Below are 15,171 nucleotides of genomic sequence, written 5' to 3' on the forward strand. Positions count from 1 at the left end.
AAGGCGTAGAAATTGCAAGGACTAATTAGAGGATAGGTTAAAAATAATTATTTTCTATCTTTATTGATGATAATATGAGGCATACCAAAAAAACAGCCATATTAATTAACGTTAATGAAATAATATGACTTATAGTTCAACCTATAAATTAACCTTAATTAACTGAATTATAATATTTTTTTAATGTTTTTCTGCTATAATACTCTATTATTACTCGCAAAATGAAAATTGGTCTTTTTTATGGTTCCAGTACCTGCTACACCGAAATGGTTGCAGAAAAAATCCAGTATAATCTAGGTGAAGAATTAGTTGATTTATATAACCTTAAAGATATTTCGCCGCAATTAATGGAAAATTACCAAATTCTGATTTTAGGTATTCCTACTTGGGATTTCGGCGAACTACAAGAAGACTGGCAAGCAATTTGGGATGAACTCTGTTCGTTAAATTTAGCCGGCAAAATTGTATCCCTATATGGTTTAGGCGATCAAATCGATTATAGCGACTGGTTTCTTGACGCACTAGGTATGCTTTATGAGCAGCTATTACGGATGCATGTAAAATTTGTCGGCTTTTGGCCTACAACAGGATATACCTTTAGTAGCCTTAAACCATTAACCACTGATGGTAGCCAATTTGTCGGACTAGCGCTCGATGAAACCAACCAATTCCAATGAACGGATAGAACAGTGGTGTATGCAAATATTAAATGAAATAGAAGCCTTATTATAAGGCTTCTATTTCATATCAAATATCAGGGTACTGCAACAACAATTGATTTAAATTGCGCCACTCCTCTTCTGGCATACTATCTGAAGCAATCCATAACCGAATCCGCTTATTACATTGCAATGAACGAAGAGTAAGTTTTATACCAAATAAGCAAAACCAAGGTTTTTTAACAATCAACCATTCACTTTTCTTCCACTGTATCTTATTACCATTAAGTAAAGCTAAACTACCTTTACAACGACTTATATTTTTTTGACTCCTTACCCAACTTGCCACAATTAATAAGGTCGCTATCAACCAAGTGACCAGATTATTCGGCGGCCAAGATGAAAAGAAAACTAACAAGCCAATTCCCACATGAACACCTGTTGAAAAAAAGCTGTGTCAGCCACGAAACATTGATATTAAATTTCCAAAGAACCACGTTGTTTATTTCTACTCTGTATCAATTGAATCATATGATAAAGACCATCATCATCAGGACGTCCATGATTCATCAACCAGTTGAACAAATCAGGATCTGCACACTCTAGTAAACGAACAAACAGACATTTCTCATCCTCTGTGAGTGAATCATATTCATACTCAAAAAAAGGCATAATGGCGATGTCCAACTCACGCATTCCTCTGCGACAAGCCCAGTGGATCCTGGGTTTATTATTGATATCCATACGATAAAATAACCTTAAAAACTTTTGTGAATAATTTTTGATTCCATATCAGAATTTAGCGTAGCAAATTCTCATCAATATCGAAATGATTTAAGTAACATTTTTGTAAAAACCACAACTAACCACTAACTAAAAACTTTATATAGATAAATTATTCGACATTAATTTTGTTAGTTAATTTTGATAATATTACTTGCTTTGTCTGTTAGCTATTTTACCATTATGACTACTCTTATCCAGGTTACTAGCGGATGAACACATGACAAGCCTAAATAGATTTACACCAGCAACTTGTGAAATAGACCATCAATTACCCTTAACGTTAATGTCACTTAATGATTGGAGTTTCATCACAGCAACAGGGGTTGATGCTGAAAAATATCTACAGGGTCAATTAACCGCGGATATTGCTACATTAACTGCACAACAACATATATTCACCGCCCACTGTGATGCCAAAGGAAAAATGTGGAGCACACTACGTTTATTTCATTATAACCAAGGCCTTGGCTATATTTTACGCACTAGCGTGGCAGCAAAACAACTTACTGAACTGAAAAAATACGCGGTTTTCTCGCAAATAACACTCAGCCAGCAGCACAATACTGTGCTGTTAGGTGCTGCCGGCCAAGAAGTTCGTGACGCATTGAGCAGCCACTTTTCTCTATTACCCGATAAGGAAAAGCCCGTTATTCATCTAGGGCAAACGACTTTACTGCATTTTAGTTTACCGTTTGAACGTTTTTTAATTGTTACTGATAGCGCAACTGCTGCTGAACTAACAAAACATTTCCCCCAACATGGTGATAGTCAGCAATGGTTAGCGTTCGATATTGCCACTGGAATTGCTAATATTGATGTTGAGAATAGCGAACAATTTATTCCTCAAGCCGTTAATCTACAAGCATTACCCGCAAGTATTAGTTTTCAGAAAGGCTGTTATAGCGGGCAGGAAACGGTCGCTCGAGCAAAATATCGCGGCGCCAATAAGCGTGCCATGTTTTGGTTAACCGGGACAGCAAATACGCTGCCAAAAACTGGAGATGCTATCGAGTGGAAAATAGGTGATAACTGGCGGCGCACTGGAACAGTATTAGCTGCTGTTACCATGACAAAAGGTTTTATTAGTGTGCAAGTTGTCATGAATAATGATATGCCTAAAGAGAGTATTTTTCGGCTGGTTGGCGAAACCAATAGTCAGCTCACTATTCAGCCTTTGCCTTACTCATTGTCGGAAGAGGAATAACATATCCGTCGATTGCTAATAAAAAGGTATTCAGATAAGCAGTTTTCATATAGCAAAACAGGGATCCTGAAAATATCCCTGTTATAAAATTAATACCTAATTAATGTAACCTTATTCATTTTATTGGTAAAAAATACTGTTGGATCCCAGTCAGTAGGTTTAGCGTTAGGGTGTAATCCATCAGTCTGGCTGTCAATAACACGCTGATTGGCCATGTTTCAATCAGATGCAATACTGTTATTTCGAGCTAAATCGGCACTACTAGTTCAACCCGGCTTTGATTTAATGTCAAACATGTCATTATAACCCTACCTCTATTATAGAAGGTATAGCGCCTCTCACCCGTATCATTGGTAGCCACATTAACACGAGTTTCGCACCAATAAATAAACGCTCTATCTTTAAGTTTAATCCAGCATAATATATAAATAGACAGAATCTTATAAATCAAAAGCAACTTATTGTAATTTAATAAAATTTATGTGTTTTAGTAACTTGAAGATTAATCATCGATTTTAAGCCATTTCTAGTATTTTATACGCCTGTGCGAAACTCGTGATTAATTTCAATTTGCTCAACTTGAGCAAATCTTTTATCAATAAAAATAGCGCTAAGATATAACTCTAGCGCTATTTTTATTACTGACATCAGAAAAAAATATCGGTTATTACTTTTAATTGATCATTAATGTTGAGCAATAGCAGCTGCCAGGGAACTAATAGGATCTAGCTGATTAATATTATCTATTATTGTTACCACAGTTCCTATTGCAACAGGAAAAGTAACTATAGCATCAGTCAGAATATTAGCTATTTTAACTATACTATCTGCCATTTGTAGTTCTGAATCATTTATCTCCTTTAATGAAAATTTATCAAGTTGACCACCAAAACCACAATCTGTTATTGATGCGTCAATTTGTGAATATGATTGATACAATTCATCTAGCGATGTTTCTAATGTTTTGTCATTATTAATTTTAGAAGTGGTTGTATTTTCCATTTTTTATCCTTTCCTTGGTTAAATAACAGTATAGCTCTTATACATAAAAGTAGTATTACAATAAAAAACATAACAATGAATATCATTCTAATAATATATTTCATAACAATAAAAAATAATAAATCGCTTTCATAGATATTTTTAAACTGAAATCCAATGTTATTTCTATTAATTAACTTACAGTATTTATTAATGATTATTTTCTAATCATAACTTGATTAATTACTCTTTTTTAATCACTATGCTTAATCAATACATAATTTACGATTCATTTTTTGCGGCAACATATTATTTTGTGCTACCCAATCGGAAAGAACAATAAATCTAAGACCAATAATAAGTTTCATATCGTCAGCAGATACTGATGAATTTAAAAATTTAAGCTCTATTCTTGATATCTCAATTTTCTCTGCTGATTCCTCAGTAGGCTTATATTTTTTGTTCTCTTCATCATAAGATATTTTTATTTCGGCTGAATATAAATATAATCTAACAACATCAGATTCTGAATTTAATACGGTATGAGTAAATAATATACCGCTATTTCTATCAGTAATATTGGCAACAGAATGTCTAATCAGTGTCTTCAATGATAAATTGATATATTTTTTTCTTGCTCTGATACATTTTGATATTGCTGTAATATTTTTTCTAATAAATCTTTATAATTATTATTATCATAATAAATTTTATGGGTAGACGAAGTTTCGACAAGAAACAGGGGGCTAGATAAAAGTATTGAAAGATATTTACGATAATTTTCATCATTATTCTCTTTCTTTGGATCAAGGGGACTCCAATCACAAATTTCTTTAATAAAAGATAGGAAAGATGTTACAAAATGCTGCGGATAGTCAATAAGCATTGGTAATAATTTTTCTATTTCATTATTACTATGCATCTCTTTTAATAAAGACTCTTGTTCTAATAAATTTTCAACATTATTACCAATGACTGTTGCTCCACTAGTAACTAAATCTGATTTTAAATTTTCATCTTTAACTATATATTTATTAACAATAGAATTATATGATCCATTCAAAATTGAATATAAATTTTTATCTTTAAATATTCCCATAAAATATCCTTTTATATTTTAATGTAGACACTCAATAATAATTAACTTTTATTCTTAAGCAATAAATAAAATAATAATAGGTAATAGTTATTATTTCTCATTAAAACAATAGTTCATACTTTCTTTTTTATTTTTTGCTTTAGTTTTCATTTTTTTTATCCATTCTTCTAAATCACTTCTGGTCGTATCAAGTAGAATTTCAGCAATTTTCTTATCATAAATAAAAGTATGCATTTTTAGCAAAATATTTTTTATTTGTATGCGGCAAACATATTTATCGGTAGGCTGACTTTTAGTATTACCAGTTTGTCTTTCAAATAAGATATGCGAAGAGTTTATATAAAATTTCACATCATCTTTACTTGCTGATGCGATAACACCTTGGGAAAATAATATATTGGTATTTTTTTGTTCAGAATAAGATAATGCAGCTTTAGCTAACTGAGTAACAGAATTTTTAATTTTATTCTTATCAACACCAGTAATACTATCATATATATTTACAATCTTATCAATGAGATCATTATAGTTCTCTTCTCGATAACTAAGATCAATTAACTTATCTTCCTCCACCATCATTAGCATATTTTTTTTCCTCCGCATAAGCCATATATGCCTCAGCATTACCTGACATGCTAGGTTTTTGCGGATCATAGCCAATGCCACCCATCGCTATGGTACTTATAATAGCAAGACCATTGGCTGGCGATTCTGCTAATTTTTCAGCCGTAATATCCGTCGACTTCCCGTCTCTATTCATTTCATTAAGTTGTTGAGCAACCACTAAATCTTTATCTTGATAAGCGCCAATGATATCTCCTGTGGATAATGTAAGTTTTGAATCACTGTCATAAACTTGATTTGATAATGTCGGTGCTGGTCTTAATGATTTAATCCAATCAATTAGTTTTTTATATTGCTCTTCCATATTTATTTCATTCATAAACACTCCATATTTAATAATGAAAAATTTAATATCAATAATATTTATTTTAAACTTATAAAAAAATCTAATAAAAAATTTAAATAAATAAAATAATTACCATATAATTGCTATAAAAACTCGATACGCTGATCACCAACATCATATTTTATTTTGTTGTTTATTTTAATTTGCATTTTATCACGGATAATAATATTGAAATCAATAACAATTGTCATTAATTATATATGGCTTTATTGAATAAAAATAACTGATTAAAATAGTATTTAGTCAATTACGTTGGTTGCTATTTTATTATTTTTAATCAACCAATTTTTAATAAAACAAACGTAAAAATACAATAAAATAACTTTAGTTAATTAATGTTTTGCCATAACGCACAAAGCTGGGTTTTACAACCTGAACTGGCATTTCATGTTTTTTTATTTGTACAACCGCCTGCATGCCAATATTCAATGGTACTCGTGCTAAAGCTATACTTAACCCCAACGTAGGCGAAAATGTGCCACTGGTAATGATCCCTTCACATAACTTACCTGCTGTATCAGTAAAACGAACCGGCAAATCAGCTTGCAATATTCCCCTATCACGCATCACTAAACCAACTAATTTTTCTGTGCCTACCTGCCGTTGTCTCTCTAGCGCATCTCGTCCGATAAAATAGCGCTCTTCCGGCTGCCAGGCTATTGTCCACTCCATATTAGCCGCTAATGGTGACACCAGTTCACTCATTTATTGTCCATAAAAATTCATTCCTGCTTCCAGACGAAGAGTATCACGTGCCGCCAATCCCGCCGGCTTAATATCTAAATCAATTAATTTTTGCCAAAGTTTGACAGCCTGCTCTTTCAGCAGTGCTATCTCATAACCTAATTCGCCGGTATAACCTACAGTAGTAATAAACCAGTCATCAATTTGTTTACCATAGAAGAGTGGCATATCCATAACCGTAGTTTTCTGCTGTTCATTAAGCAGAGATTGTACTTTGAGTTGTGCATCTGGGCCCTGTATAGCAATGAATGCCAGATCATCTCGTACCTGCACATCAATTAGGTAATTTTCTATATGTTGATTGATCCAAGCTAAATCTTTCTGCCGAGTGGCAGAATTAGCAATTAAGCGATAGTAATCATCATCAAAATAGTAGACAACCAAATCATCGATCACGCCTCCCGATGCATTTAACATACCCGTATAGAGCGCTTCACCAGGCTCCTTCAGTTTTGCTACATCATTGGCTAATAAATAACGTAAAAAATCTCGGCATAGTTCACCATGCAGATCAATAATTGTTAAATAAGAAATATCAAACACGCCAGCTGCTGTCCGAACAGCATGGTGTTCATCAATTTGAGAACCGTAATGCAATGGCATCAGCCAGCCATGAAAATCGATCATGGTTGCATTACATGCTAAATGCTGCTGATATAATGAAGTCTGTTTTATCGTCATTGTTCTATTTTCCTCATTAATAGGTATAGACAAATTAAATTGTTAAATCAAAGTACCTATTAGTAGAGTAAAACATTAAGCTGAAAAACAGAGAACTACAGTAGTAAAAATAATAACCCAAATTGCTAAATTAAATTAATTAAAACAACTATTTCAAACCAGCAGTGTTATTCCCTGTAAAACGATAGATTAAAAGTAATGCACCGATAAGTTACACTATTTCTGATGAATTTGTCGTGACTTTTGCTAACCATTCAGGCATATCATGTGCTCCTAACGCATAGCTTAACAATTTTGGTTTTATGCCTGGTAGTGTATTAGCCAACAGTAATCCAACATCACGAACCATTTTTTTGACTGGATTATTGCCATCAAATAATTGCCGGAGCCCTTGCATACTAGCCAACATCAGTACAGCACTATGTTTACGTTTACGTTCATAACTTTGTAAGTAAAAATACTGCCCAATATCTTTACCTGCGCTATTCAAACGCCGTAATTGTCCAATCAACTCTGCAACATCCATAAAACCTAAATTTACTCCTTGACCTGCTAAAGGATGTATCGTGTGAGCAGCATCACCTAATAAAGCAATACGTTGACCGGCAAAATTTCGCGCATACTGGCCAATAAGTGGAAAAATCTGACGTTCACTAATTAACTGACAAAAACCGAGGCGCATATCTAAAGCTACACTTAACTCTTTTTCAAATGCAGAAACCTCTAAATTTAAGCGTCTATTCGCTTGCATTGCCGGTAATGACCAAACAATTGAGCAAAGATGAGGATCCTGTAGCGGTAAAAAAGCTAAAATGCTATCGTTATGAAAAGATTGACGAGCAGTTAGCATATGGGGCATCTCAGTTCGAATGGTGGCTACCAATGCCGTATGTTCATAATCCCAGAAGCTAAGCGGAATATCCGCTTTTTCCCTTAACCATGATTTAGCACCATCAGCACCAACTACCAACCTTGCCGTTAACATTTGCTCATTATCAAAAGTCATAAATACTTCATTCTCGCCCCAAACAACTTTTTGCAACCTATTGTCTGTTAATAAAGTAATATCTTTGCTTGATTGAGCCTGTTGCCATAATGATCCACGAATAATCGAATTTTCAATGATATATCCGAGACCAGGTAAATAATGCTGCTTGGCATCAAATTGTATATGACCAAAACTATCTTGCTGCCAAACCTCCATTTGCTGATAACTACCAACTCGTTTCTGCACGATGGTTTGCCAAACACCTAAATAATCGAGTAATTTTTGGCTTGCTGCATTGATAGCAGACACTCTGAGTGAAGGCGCTTGTTGCGGATCAAATTGATGTTGCACAGGAGAATTTTCAATAACAGCAATCCTCATCCCGCAACCCCGTAATCCACAAGCCAGAGCAAGGCCAACCATACCACCACCCACAATAACCACATCAAACGATTGCATAGTGAAAATATTCCTTCTTAAATAGCTAGAGATGAAACGATCGTCCCATTGCTTGGTGGGTTAATATGTCACGCATAAGTGGTAGTGTTTCCATTGCCATTAATCCAACATTACGGCCGATAGCACAAATTAGATGATTATTGGAAAATAAATGAACCAGGTTATCGGTTAACTTTATGGTGCTTTGACGATCATCATGACGCTGCATTTGATACTGCATAAGAACCGAGTAAGCTCCCATATCACCACCATGATTGGCTACTTCACTAATTATATTGGCAAGGATCATGACATCACGCATACCAAGATTAAACCCCTGACCAGCAATAGGATGTAAAGTTTGTGCTGCATTGCCAACTAAAACCAATCGATGGCTAATCAATCTTTTCGCTTGCGAAAGTAACAATGGAAAACAGTAACGCTCACTAACGGCCTTAATTTCACCTAACCGCCAGCCAAACCATTTTTGTAATTCTGTCATAAATTGGTCATCACTCCACTGCATAATAGACTGCTGGTTTTCCAATGGGTGACACCAAACCAACGAACTACGCCCTTTAGACATAGGTAACATTGCCAACGGACCATGTTGGGTAAAACGCTCAAAGGCTTGACCCTGTGGTACTTGGCTAGTTAAAATATTAGCAATAATTGCACATTGTTGGTATGACGCGCGCTGCCATTCAATTTGACTGATTTTACCTATCATGGAGTCGCTGCCATCAGCAGCAATTAATAATTTCCCGGTTAATACTTTACCACTCGTTAATTTGACTGATACATGCTCAATTGTGCGCTCAACAGCAATAACTTCATCTAGACAATATAATTCAACACCCGGCGCTTTTTTAAGCTGCTCAAATAAGTAATTTCCTGCATCCTGCAATTCGACAACATAACCAAGTGCAGGAAGGGAATAATCTTTGGCATACATATTTACCGCGCCAGCATGGCCATAGTCAGAAACATGAATATTAGTAATTGGCGTCACATACTTTTTTAATCCGTGCCAGACACCAATTTGATTAAACTGTTGGCAAGTGCCATAAGCCAGTGCAATTGTTCTGGCATCAAAACCAGGATGTGCCTTATTAGGTAACCTTGCTTCAATTAATGAAACTTGAACCTTTCCCTGACTGAAGGCCGAAATAGCAAGTGCTAATGACGCACCTGTCATACCACCGCCAACAATAATTACTTTCATCGTTTCTAATCCCCTGCCTACTTTGCTGCTGCCATCAGTGCTTCTATCTCATCAGGATCTTTAATAGCAGCTGCTGTCAGGTTTTCATTACCTTCTTCAGTGATCACAATATCATCTTCAATACGGATACCAATTCCTCGATAAGCTTCAGGCACATTAGCATCCGGTGCAATATAAAGCCCCGGTTCAACAGTCAATACCATACCCGGCTCTAACGGACGATCGCGATTGTTTCCATAGTCACCAACATCATGGACATCAAGCCCTAACCAGTGACTTAAACCATGCATAAAAAAAGGCAAATGAGCTTTACTTTCGATCAGTTTGTCTAGCTCGCCTTGCAAAAGACCCAACTTAATTAAACCTTCGATCTTAATCTTTATCACCGCCGCCATCACTTGATGAATAGTGACCCCAGGTCGATATAAAGTTAAAGCGCTATTTAGTGCCATCAATACAATGTCATAAATTTCACGCTGCGGTGGGCTGAATTTACCATTGACTGGAAAGGTACGCGTAATATCACTGGCATAACCTTGATATTCTGCACCGGCATCAACCAAAACTAAATCCCCTGCCTTCATCACGGCATCATTTTCGGTGTAATGCAAAATACATGCATTTTGCCCACTGCCGACAATGGTAGTATAAGCAGGCGATTTTGCGCCTTGACTGGTAAACTGATGTTCAATTTCTGCAGCCAGCTGATATTCATACATATCAGGCTGGCAGGTTTGCATTGCTCTAAGGTGTGCATCAGCAGAAATTTTGCTAGCTTCACGCATTAGAGTGAGTTCTTCAGGTGATTTAAATAATCGCATTTCGTGCAGCATTGGCCGCCAATCAATTTGAGTAGATGGAGCTTTTAATTTTTGCCGACTACCTTGCCTTAACCGATTAAGTGCTGCACCAACAATCTGATCGGCATAAGCAAATTCACCTTGCGCATGATAAATAGCGGCTAAACCATTCAATAATTGATAAAGTTGTTGATCAATTTCGGCAAACGGTAATGCCCGATCTACGCCCAGTTTTGCAATCGCGGCTTGCTGGCCTAAACGACGACCAAACCAGGTTTCCATCGCTTGATCACGCACACGATTAAATAGTATGCTCTCACTAGAGGTTTCATTATATTTAATAATAACTAACGCTGCTTCAGGTTCACTAAAACCAGTTAAATAGAGAAAATCACTGTGTTGCCGATAGGGATATTCACAATCTGCATTTCGCAAAGCAGATGGAGCGGCAAAAAAAATAGCCGCGCTGGCAGGTGCCATTTTTTTTAATAACTTATGGCGACGAGATATAAATGGTTGTTGAGTCATGCCTTCTCCCGCAAGCGATTAACAACAAAATAGGTTAGAATATTATGCCTATCAATGTAATGTTGGTTTATCGTTTTTTGCTTTCATTCGCCGATCTTTTACCTCTATAAAGGCAATAAAACAGAGCTGAACTGCGACCTTAACATACTCAATGATCTCTTCCAAAGCCTGTTCTAACTCATTTTGATCGTCATTTTTGTCATAACCCAACATACCAATATTGCGTAAATCCGTAACAATTTCTTTTAATTCTTTTTTTTCCATCAACTTAGGTTGCGTAACCCCCAAGCCTAATAAAAAATGGTTAACCCAACCGGCTAAGGCATCAGCTCGCTCAGACACCTTATCATTTTCAGGTAACAACAAATTAAAAATGAAATCATTATTATCTAAAGATGCAAATGTAAAGTCATAAAGCTCACGGAGTGGATTAGTTAATATCTGTGAAAAAGCTAATCCATCATTGGTTAGTTCATAAATTGACTTTTTCCAGTTATAATCGTGATTACCGCCACAAATTAGGCCCGTAATTAAGCCGTGCATTTCTGCGGCTGTTAAAGCAACATTCTGTTGTTGCAATAGTAGCTCAAGAGTTTGATAATTAGGTAAAGATTTCTGTATTGGCATGTCTGCTCAGTTACGTTAATAATATTGATATGTAATATGCTACCATCAAGGACGGTCGCTATACTAGATAAGTGCACAAATTGCACATATATTACTCATAATTATTCTGATGGCATCAATAGAATTATGGGCAGCGAAATATTACTTGTCTATTTCGTCTCCCCACATAATCAGGAAGGTATAATGTCTACACAACCTGTTGATATTCAAATTTTGGGACGAACATTAAGGGTTAATTGCCCCAAAGAACAACAAAATGCCTTAAAATCGTCTGCGGCTGAGCTAGAGCAACGGCTAAAAGATCTAAAAAATCGAACTGGTGTCACAAATACCGAGCAACTTATTTTTATCGTCGCTTTAAACATTTGTCATGAACTTGCGCAAGAAAAAATCAAAACTCAGGACTACACTGATAATATGGAACAAAAAATCCGTGTATTGCAACATACGATCGAACAGGCATTGCAAGAGCAAGCGCGCATTACTGGACGAACAATTACTCCGTTAGAATAAAACCGATGAATAAAACAACATTGGTACCAAAATAGAGTAAGAATAGGTTGCTTTCTGTATTTACTTTCATACAATAGATACTAAGATATAGTTTAGGATTCTCTGAGATACTCGTCAGCGGGTCAGTCCCCTGAGCCGATATTTCAAATCACTTAGAATATGGCTATCTGTTTATGGTGTGCATGCCTGGTCAGCTATGGAAAGCCTAGCCACTAGGAAGCCTAAAGTTAACGATACTACGTTCACCTTGAACCCCGGGTTCAAGGGCTACAGCCCCCAACGGCATCTTGGAGGCCATCAATGAGCTTACTTTTATACTCACAATGTTACCATTTAAATATACTACTTTAGTCAATAAAAGTTGAATGATACAATTATAAAAAACCGTATTATTTTATTTCTGCCAAATTAATAATTCCCAATTTTATGTCTAATAATCTAGTCGAACGACAGAAAATTATCCGGCAAACAGTTCGCCAATATCGTCGACAATTAACATGCGAACAACAAAATAGCGCAGCAGATAAAATAACTCACCTGGTGTTAGAACACGAGCTTATCCGATCTGCCTCCCATTTGGCGTTACTTCTTTCATTTGATGGTGAAATCAATACTCATCTATTAATTAAAAAACTTTGGACACAAAACAAAAAAGTTTATCTACCTGTTTTGCATCCCTTCAATCGCCATCAACTACTGTTTTTACATTATCGCCCTGACACTCAACTGATAAAAAATCGCTTTCATATCGATGAACCAGCACTTAATGTTATGGATGTGATGCCAATAGCACAGTTAGATATTCTGTTCGTGCCATTAGTCGCATTTGATAAACAAGGACAACGATTAGGTATGGGCGGCGGATTTTATGATAGGTTGCTTGCCAATTGGCGTAAAAAACACTTTTATCCGATTGGATTGGCGCATGACTGCCAATTGGTTGATAAAATTCCTACCGCACCATGGGATATCCCATTACCAGAAATAATTACACCTTCAAAAAGATGGCGTTGGTAAACAATTTAACCGGGATTAACCAGAGTTATATTAAAATCAGCAATTGGTCTTATGGTCAAATAGTTGTTATTAACTGTTTTTTTCCCCTAACAATATTTTGTTGCAACATAGCAATATTATGCTGATAAGAATTACGATAAACATCATAATGGCCGTTGCGTTTATTTAAATATATTCGTTTACCCTGATATTTATCTAAATCTTGTTTATGTTGTTGGATAAAATGCTTTATTTCATCCGCAGATAGGCTATCGATAGTTAATTTAATTTTTTTATTAAAATTTTTTTTATGGTTGATAATTTCTAACTGAGTTGTTCGTGTTTTTTCATCCACGGTAATAAATTTTAATGATATTTTCTCATCAATTTTTATTTTTTGTTGACTATTAGTCAGTTTAGTTAATGCAATAATCGAAATTTCATTATCATTAACAAAAAAACGATTTAACTGTTTTTCTTTCTGCTCATTTTGATGATGAGTAATGTGACTCTTTTTAATAAAACTTCCCATGGCAAAAGTAAAGTTTCCATCTACCTGTTTTTTCACCGCATAGATAGCAGCAAGTTGATTAAAAAACTCCATTAATTTTTGTTTATCGGTAAAATGATAAACTCCTATATTTGAATCAAATACAGTAAAAATCGGCTTATGATCCTTATCATTCTCAATTGTTAACATCACTGAATGACTATTTAAGCCAATATTTAAATAAATACCATCACAATTAGGTCGGAATCTATCACGAGTTTCGCACCAATAAAAAAACGCTCTATTTTTAAGTTTAATTCAGCATAATATATAAATAGAAAAAATCTCATAAATTAAAAATAACTTATTGTAATTTAAGTAAATTTATACGTCTTAGCAAGTTACAGATTAATTATTGTTCTGAAGCCATTTCTAGAATTTTATATGCCGGTGCGAAACTCGTGTCTATTCAATATATCAACAAAAGATTGAGAAGAAGTCTCTAGCAAACAATACCGTTCTATTCCAATTATACTTTCATAGCCAATATTATAATTAGAAAGAAAAAATTCAATATCCCTTGAATATGAATTAATGATATTTGCTTTTGCCTGATTAAACTTGATCAAAATATCTTTTATAGAAAAAATATTTTCTTCTGTACAAATACGTTTCCATTCTACATAAATATCTCTATGCCATTTAAATTGAATCAACTCAATATTTTGATTAATACTTTCTGCATAAAATTTATCAATAAAATAATTAACATCATTTCTCTCAACAAAATGCTTATTACCTCTGCATACCTGCATAATATCTTTATTATTTTCATTAATAACTTGCCTTATCTTAATTATATTTGTTGCATAAAGTAGAGCATATTTATTAATAAAATTATGTAAATAAATTGCTTCATTCAGTAAATCATTAATTTTGGCATTAGCATGTCGTTTTTTAGCTTCAATAATGATTTTTTCGTAATCATCCATATTACTAGTTATTTCTAAATTGCTTAATTGATTTAATTCTTTAATTGATTCTAAGAATTTATCACCTTGCGCGTAACCACCCTGAGCAAACTGGCACATGTACATTAAAGACAAGCCGTAACATATTCCTTCATCAATTTGAAAGCGCTTATCGGTTAAATCTAGTTTAAAATACTTTTCTTTTAAGAGTGCTATATTTTGATTAAAATCCTCAAAAATATGTTTAGTTTGACAAAAAATAATATATGGCCTTTTCATTCCATTAATTGATATAATAACTTCCTTACGGTATCGGTTGCCTAGTTAACTAAATAAAACCTTAAATGAATTTAAATTACAATAAAATCAATAAAAAGTATTTTTTTATAAAATAGAATAAATTGGTTGTATTTTATATTCACAAATAAAATATGTTAAATTAAATATATTAATTAATAAGTAAGTTATTAA

Annotated in this window: 16 protein-coding genes, 1 other RNA gene and 2 pseudogenes; 5 read left to right on the forward strand and 14 right to left on the reverse strand. The window is 34.4% G+C overall.

All coding sequences use genetic code 11. The features are described from left to right. The first annotated feature begins 221 nt into the window (after nucleotides 1-221). A pseudogene (gene fldB, locus V3224_RS05200) lies at nucleotides 222-732 on the forward strand (flavodoxin FldB). A 15-nt stretch (nucleotides 733-747) separates the two neighbouring features. On the opposite strand, the gene V3224_RS05205 reads toward fldB, so the two are convergent. Then, nucleotides 748-1,089: a protein YgfX gene (locus V3224_RS05205; protein WP_334469032.1), complete on the reverse strand. Its 342-nt coding sequence runs from the start codon at nucleotides 1,087-1,089 to the stop codon at nucleotides 748-750. A gap of 47 nt (nucleotides 1,090-1,136) precedes the next feature. Then, the gene (gene sdhE / locus V3224_RS05210) at nucleotides 1,137-1,403 is read right to left on the reverse strand and encodes an FAD assembly factor SdhE (RefSeq protein WP_032115279.1); all 267 of its coding nucleotides are present in this window, start codon (nucleotides 1,401-1,403) and stop codon (nucleotides 1,137-1,139) included. A 259-nt stretch (nucleotides 1,404-1,662) separates the two neighbouring features. Between sdhE and ygfZ the strand changes: the two genes are divergently transcribed. Then, complete coding sequence (ygfZ, locus tag V3224_RS05215; protein WP_334469034.1) at nucleotides 1,663-2,649, forward strand: tRNA-modifying protein YgfZ; 987 nt, start codon at nucleotides 1,663-1,665, stop codon at nucleotides 2,647-2,649. A 684-nt stretch (nucleotides 2,650-3,333) separates the two neighbouring features. Here ygfZ and V3224_RS05220 read toward each other — a convergent pair. The 10 genes and pseudogenes from V3224_RS05220 to V3224_RS05265 all read right to left on the reverse strand — a co-directional run bounded on the left by V3224_RS05220 (nucleotide 3,334) and on the right by V3224_RS05265 (nucleotide 11,730). Next, on the reverse strand, nucleotides 3,334-3,651 hold the full coding sequence (locus V3224_RS05220; RefSeq protein ID WP_334469037.1) for a hypothetical protein: 318 nt from the start codon (nucleotides 3,649-3,651) through the stop codon (nucleotides 3,334-3,336). 245 nt (nucleotides 3,652-3,896) lie between these two features. Continuing rightward, on the reverse strand, nucleotides 3,897-4,241 hold the full coding sequence (locus V3224_RS05225) for a hypothetical protein (RefSeq protein ID WP_334469040.1): 345 nt from the start codon (nucleotides 4,239-4,241) through the stop codon (nucleotides 3,897-3,899). Continuing rightward, nucleotides 4,238-4,729 (reverse strand): hypothetical protein, encoded by a 492-nt coding sequence (locus tag V3224_RS05230; RefSeq protein ID WP_334469042.1) that lies wholly within the window; start codon nucleotides 4,727-4,729, stop codon nucleotides 4,238-4,240. Before V3224_RS05230 ends, V3224_RS05225 begins: the two co-directional genes overlap by 4 nt. A 90-nt stretch (nucleotides 4,730-4,819) precedes the next feature. After that, nucleotides 4,820-5,314: a hypothetical protein gene (locus tag V3224_RS05235; protein ID WP_334469044.1), complete on the reverse strand. Its 495-nt coding sequence runs from the start codon at nucleotides 5,312-5,314 to the stop codon at nucleotides 4,820-4,822. Then, nucleotides 5,289-5,672: a hypothetical protein gene (locus tag V3224_RS05240; protein WP_334469046.1), complete on the reverse strand. Its 384-nt coding sequence runs from the start codon at nucleotides 5,670-5,672 to the stop codon at nucleotides 5,289-5,291. The genes V3224_RS05235 and V3224_RS05240 overlap by 26 nt, the downstream gene beginning before the upstream one ends. Nucleotides 5,673-6,023: 351 nt before the next feature. Beyond that, nucleotides 6,024-7,124, reverse strand: a pseudogene (gcvT, locus tag V3224_RS05245) (glycine cleavage system aminomethyltransferase GcvT). Nucleotides 7,125-7,335: 211 nt separating this feature from the next. Beyond that, complete coding sequence (gene ubiI, locus V3224_RS05250) at nucleotides 7,336-8,571, reverse strand: FAD-dependent 2-octaprenylphenol hydroxylase (protein WP_334469049.1); 1,236 nt, start codon at nucleotides 8,569-8,571, stop codon at nucleotides 7,336-7,338. 25 nt (nucleotides 8,572-8,596) lie between these two features. Then, the gene (ubiH, locus tag V3224_RS05255; protein WP_334469052.1) at nucleotides 8,597-9,775 is read right to left on the reverse strand and encodes a 2-octaprenyl-6-methoxyphenyl hydroxylase; all 1,179 of its coding nucleotides are present in this window, start codon (nucleotides 9,773-9,775) and stop codon (nucleotides 8,597-8,599) included. Between the two features lie 17 nt (nucleotides 9,776-9,792). After that, nucleotides 9,793-11,103: a Xaa-Pro aminopeptidase gene (pepP, locus tag V3224_RS05260; RefSeq protein ID WP_334469054.1), complete on the reverse strand. Its 1,311-nt coding sequence runs from the start codon at nucleotides 11,101-11,103 to the stop codon at nucleotides 9,793-9,795. Between the two features lie 51 nt (nucleotides 11,104-11,154). Continuing rightward, nucleotides 11,155-11,730 (reverse strand): YecA/YgfB family protein, encoded by a 576-nt coding sequence (locus V3224_RS05265; protein WP_334469056.1) that lies wholly within the window; start codon nucleotides 11,728-11,730, stop codon nucleotides 11,155-11,157. 183 nt (nucleotides 11,731-11,913) lie between these two features. Between V3224_RS05265 and zapA the strand changes: the two genes are divergently transcribed. The 3 genes from zapA (at nucleotide 11,914) to V3224_RS05280 (ending at nucleotide 13,260) form a co-directional block, all read left to right on the forward strand. Further along, nucleotides 11,914-12,243, forward strand: coding sequence for a cell division protein ZapA (zapA, locus tag V3224_RS05270; RefSeq protein ID WP_032115267.1), 330 nt, complete (start codon nucleotides 11,914-11,916; stop codon nucleotides 12,241-12,243). Nucleotides 12,244-12,339: 96 nt separating this feature from the next. After that, nucleotides 12,340-12,541: non-coding RNA, 6S RNA (gene ssrS / locus V3224_RS05275), on the forward strand. Nucleotides 12,542-12,669: 128 nt separating this feature from the next. Further along, nucleotides 12,670-13,260 (forward strand): 5-formyltetrahydrofolate cyclo-ligase, encoded by a 591-nt coding sequence (locus V3224_RS05280; protein WP_334469059.1) that lies wholly within the window; start codon nucleotides 12,670-12,672, stop codon nucleotides 13,258-13,260. A 55-nt stretch (nucleotides 13,261-13,315) separates the two neighbouring features. Here V3224_RS05280 and V3224_RS05285 read toward each other — a convergent pair whose 3' ends face one another. Both V3224_RS05285 and V3224_RS05290 read right to left on the reverse strand, forming a co-directional pair. After that, nucleotides 13,316-13,939 carry a hypothetical protein gene (locus V3224_RS05285; protein WP_334469061.1) on the reverse strand — a complete coding sequence of 208 codons (624 nt, stop codon included), beginning with the start codon at nucleotides 13,937-13,939 and terminating at the stop codon, nucleotides 13,316-13,318. A 230-nt stretch (nucleotides 13,940-14,169) separates the two neighbouring features. Continuing rightward, nucleotides 14,170-14,979 carry a hypothetical protein gene (locus V3224_RS05290; RefSeq protein ID WP_334469063.1) on the reverse strand — a complete coding sequence of 270 codons (810 nt, stop codon included), beginning with the start codon at nucleotides 14,977-14,979 and terminating at the stop codon, nucleotides 14,170-14,172. Nucleotides 14,980-15,171: the final 192 nt, after the last annotated feature.

It is taken from the genome of Arsenophonus sp. PmNCSU2021_1, from assembly GCF_036919435.1.
Lineage (GTDB): Bacteria > Pseudomonadota > Gammaproteobacteria > Enterobacterales > Enterobacteriaceae > Arsenophonus > Arsenophonus nilaparvatae.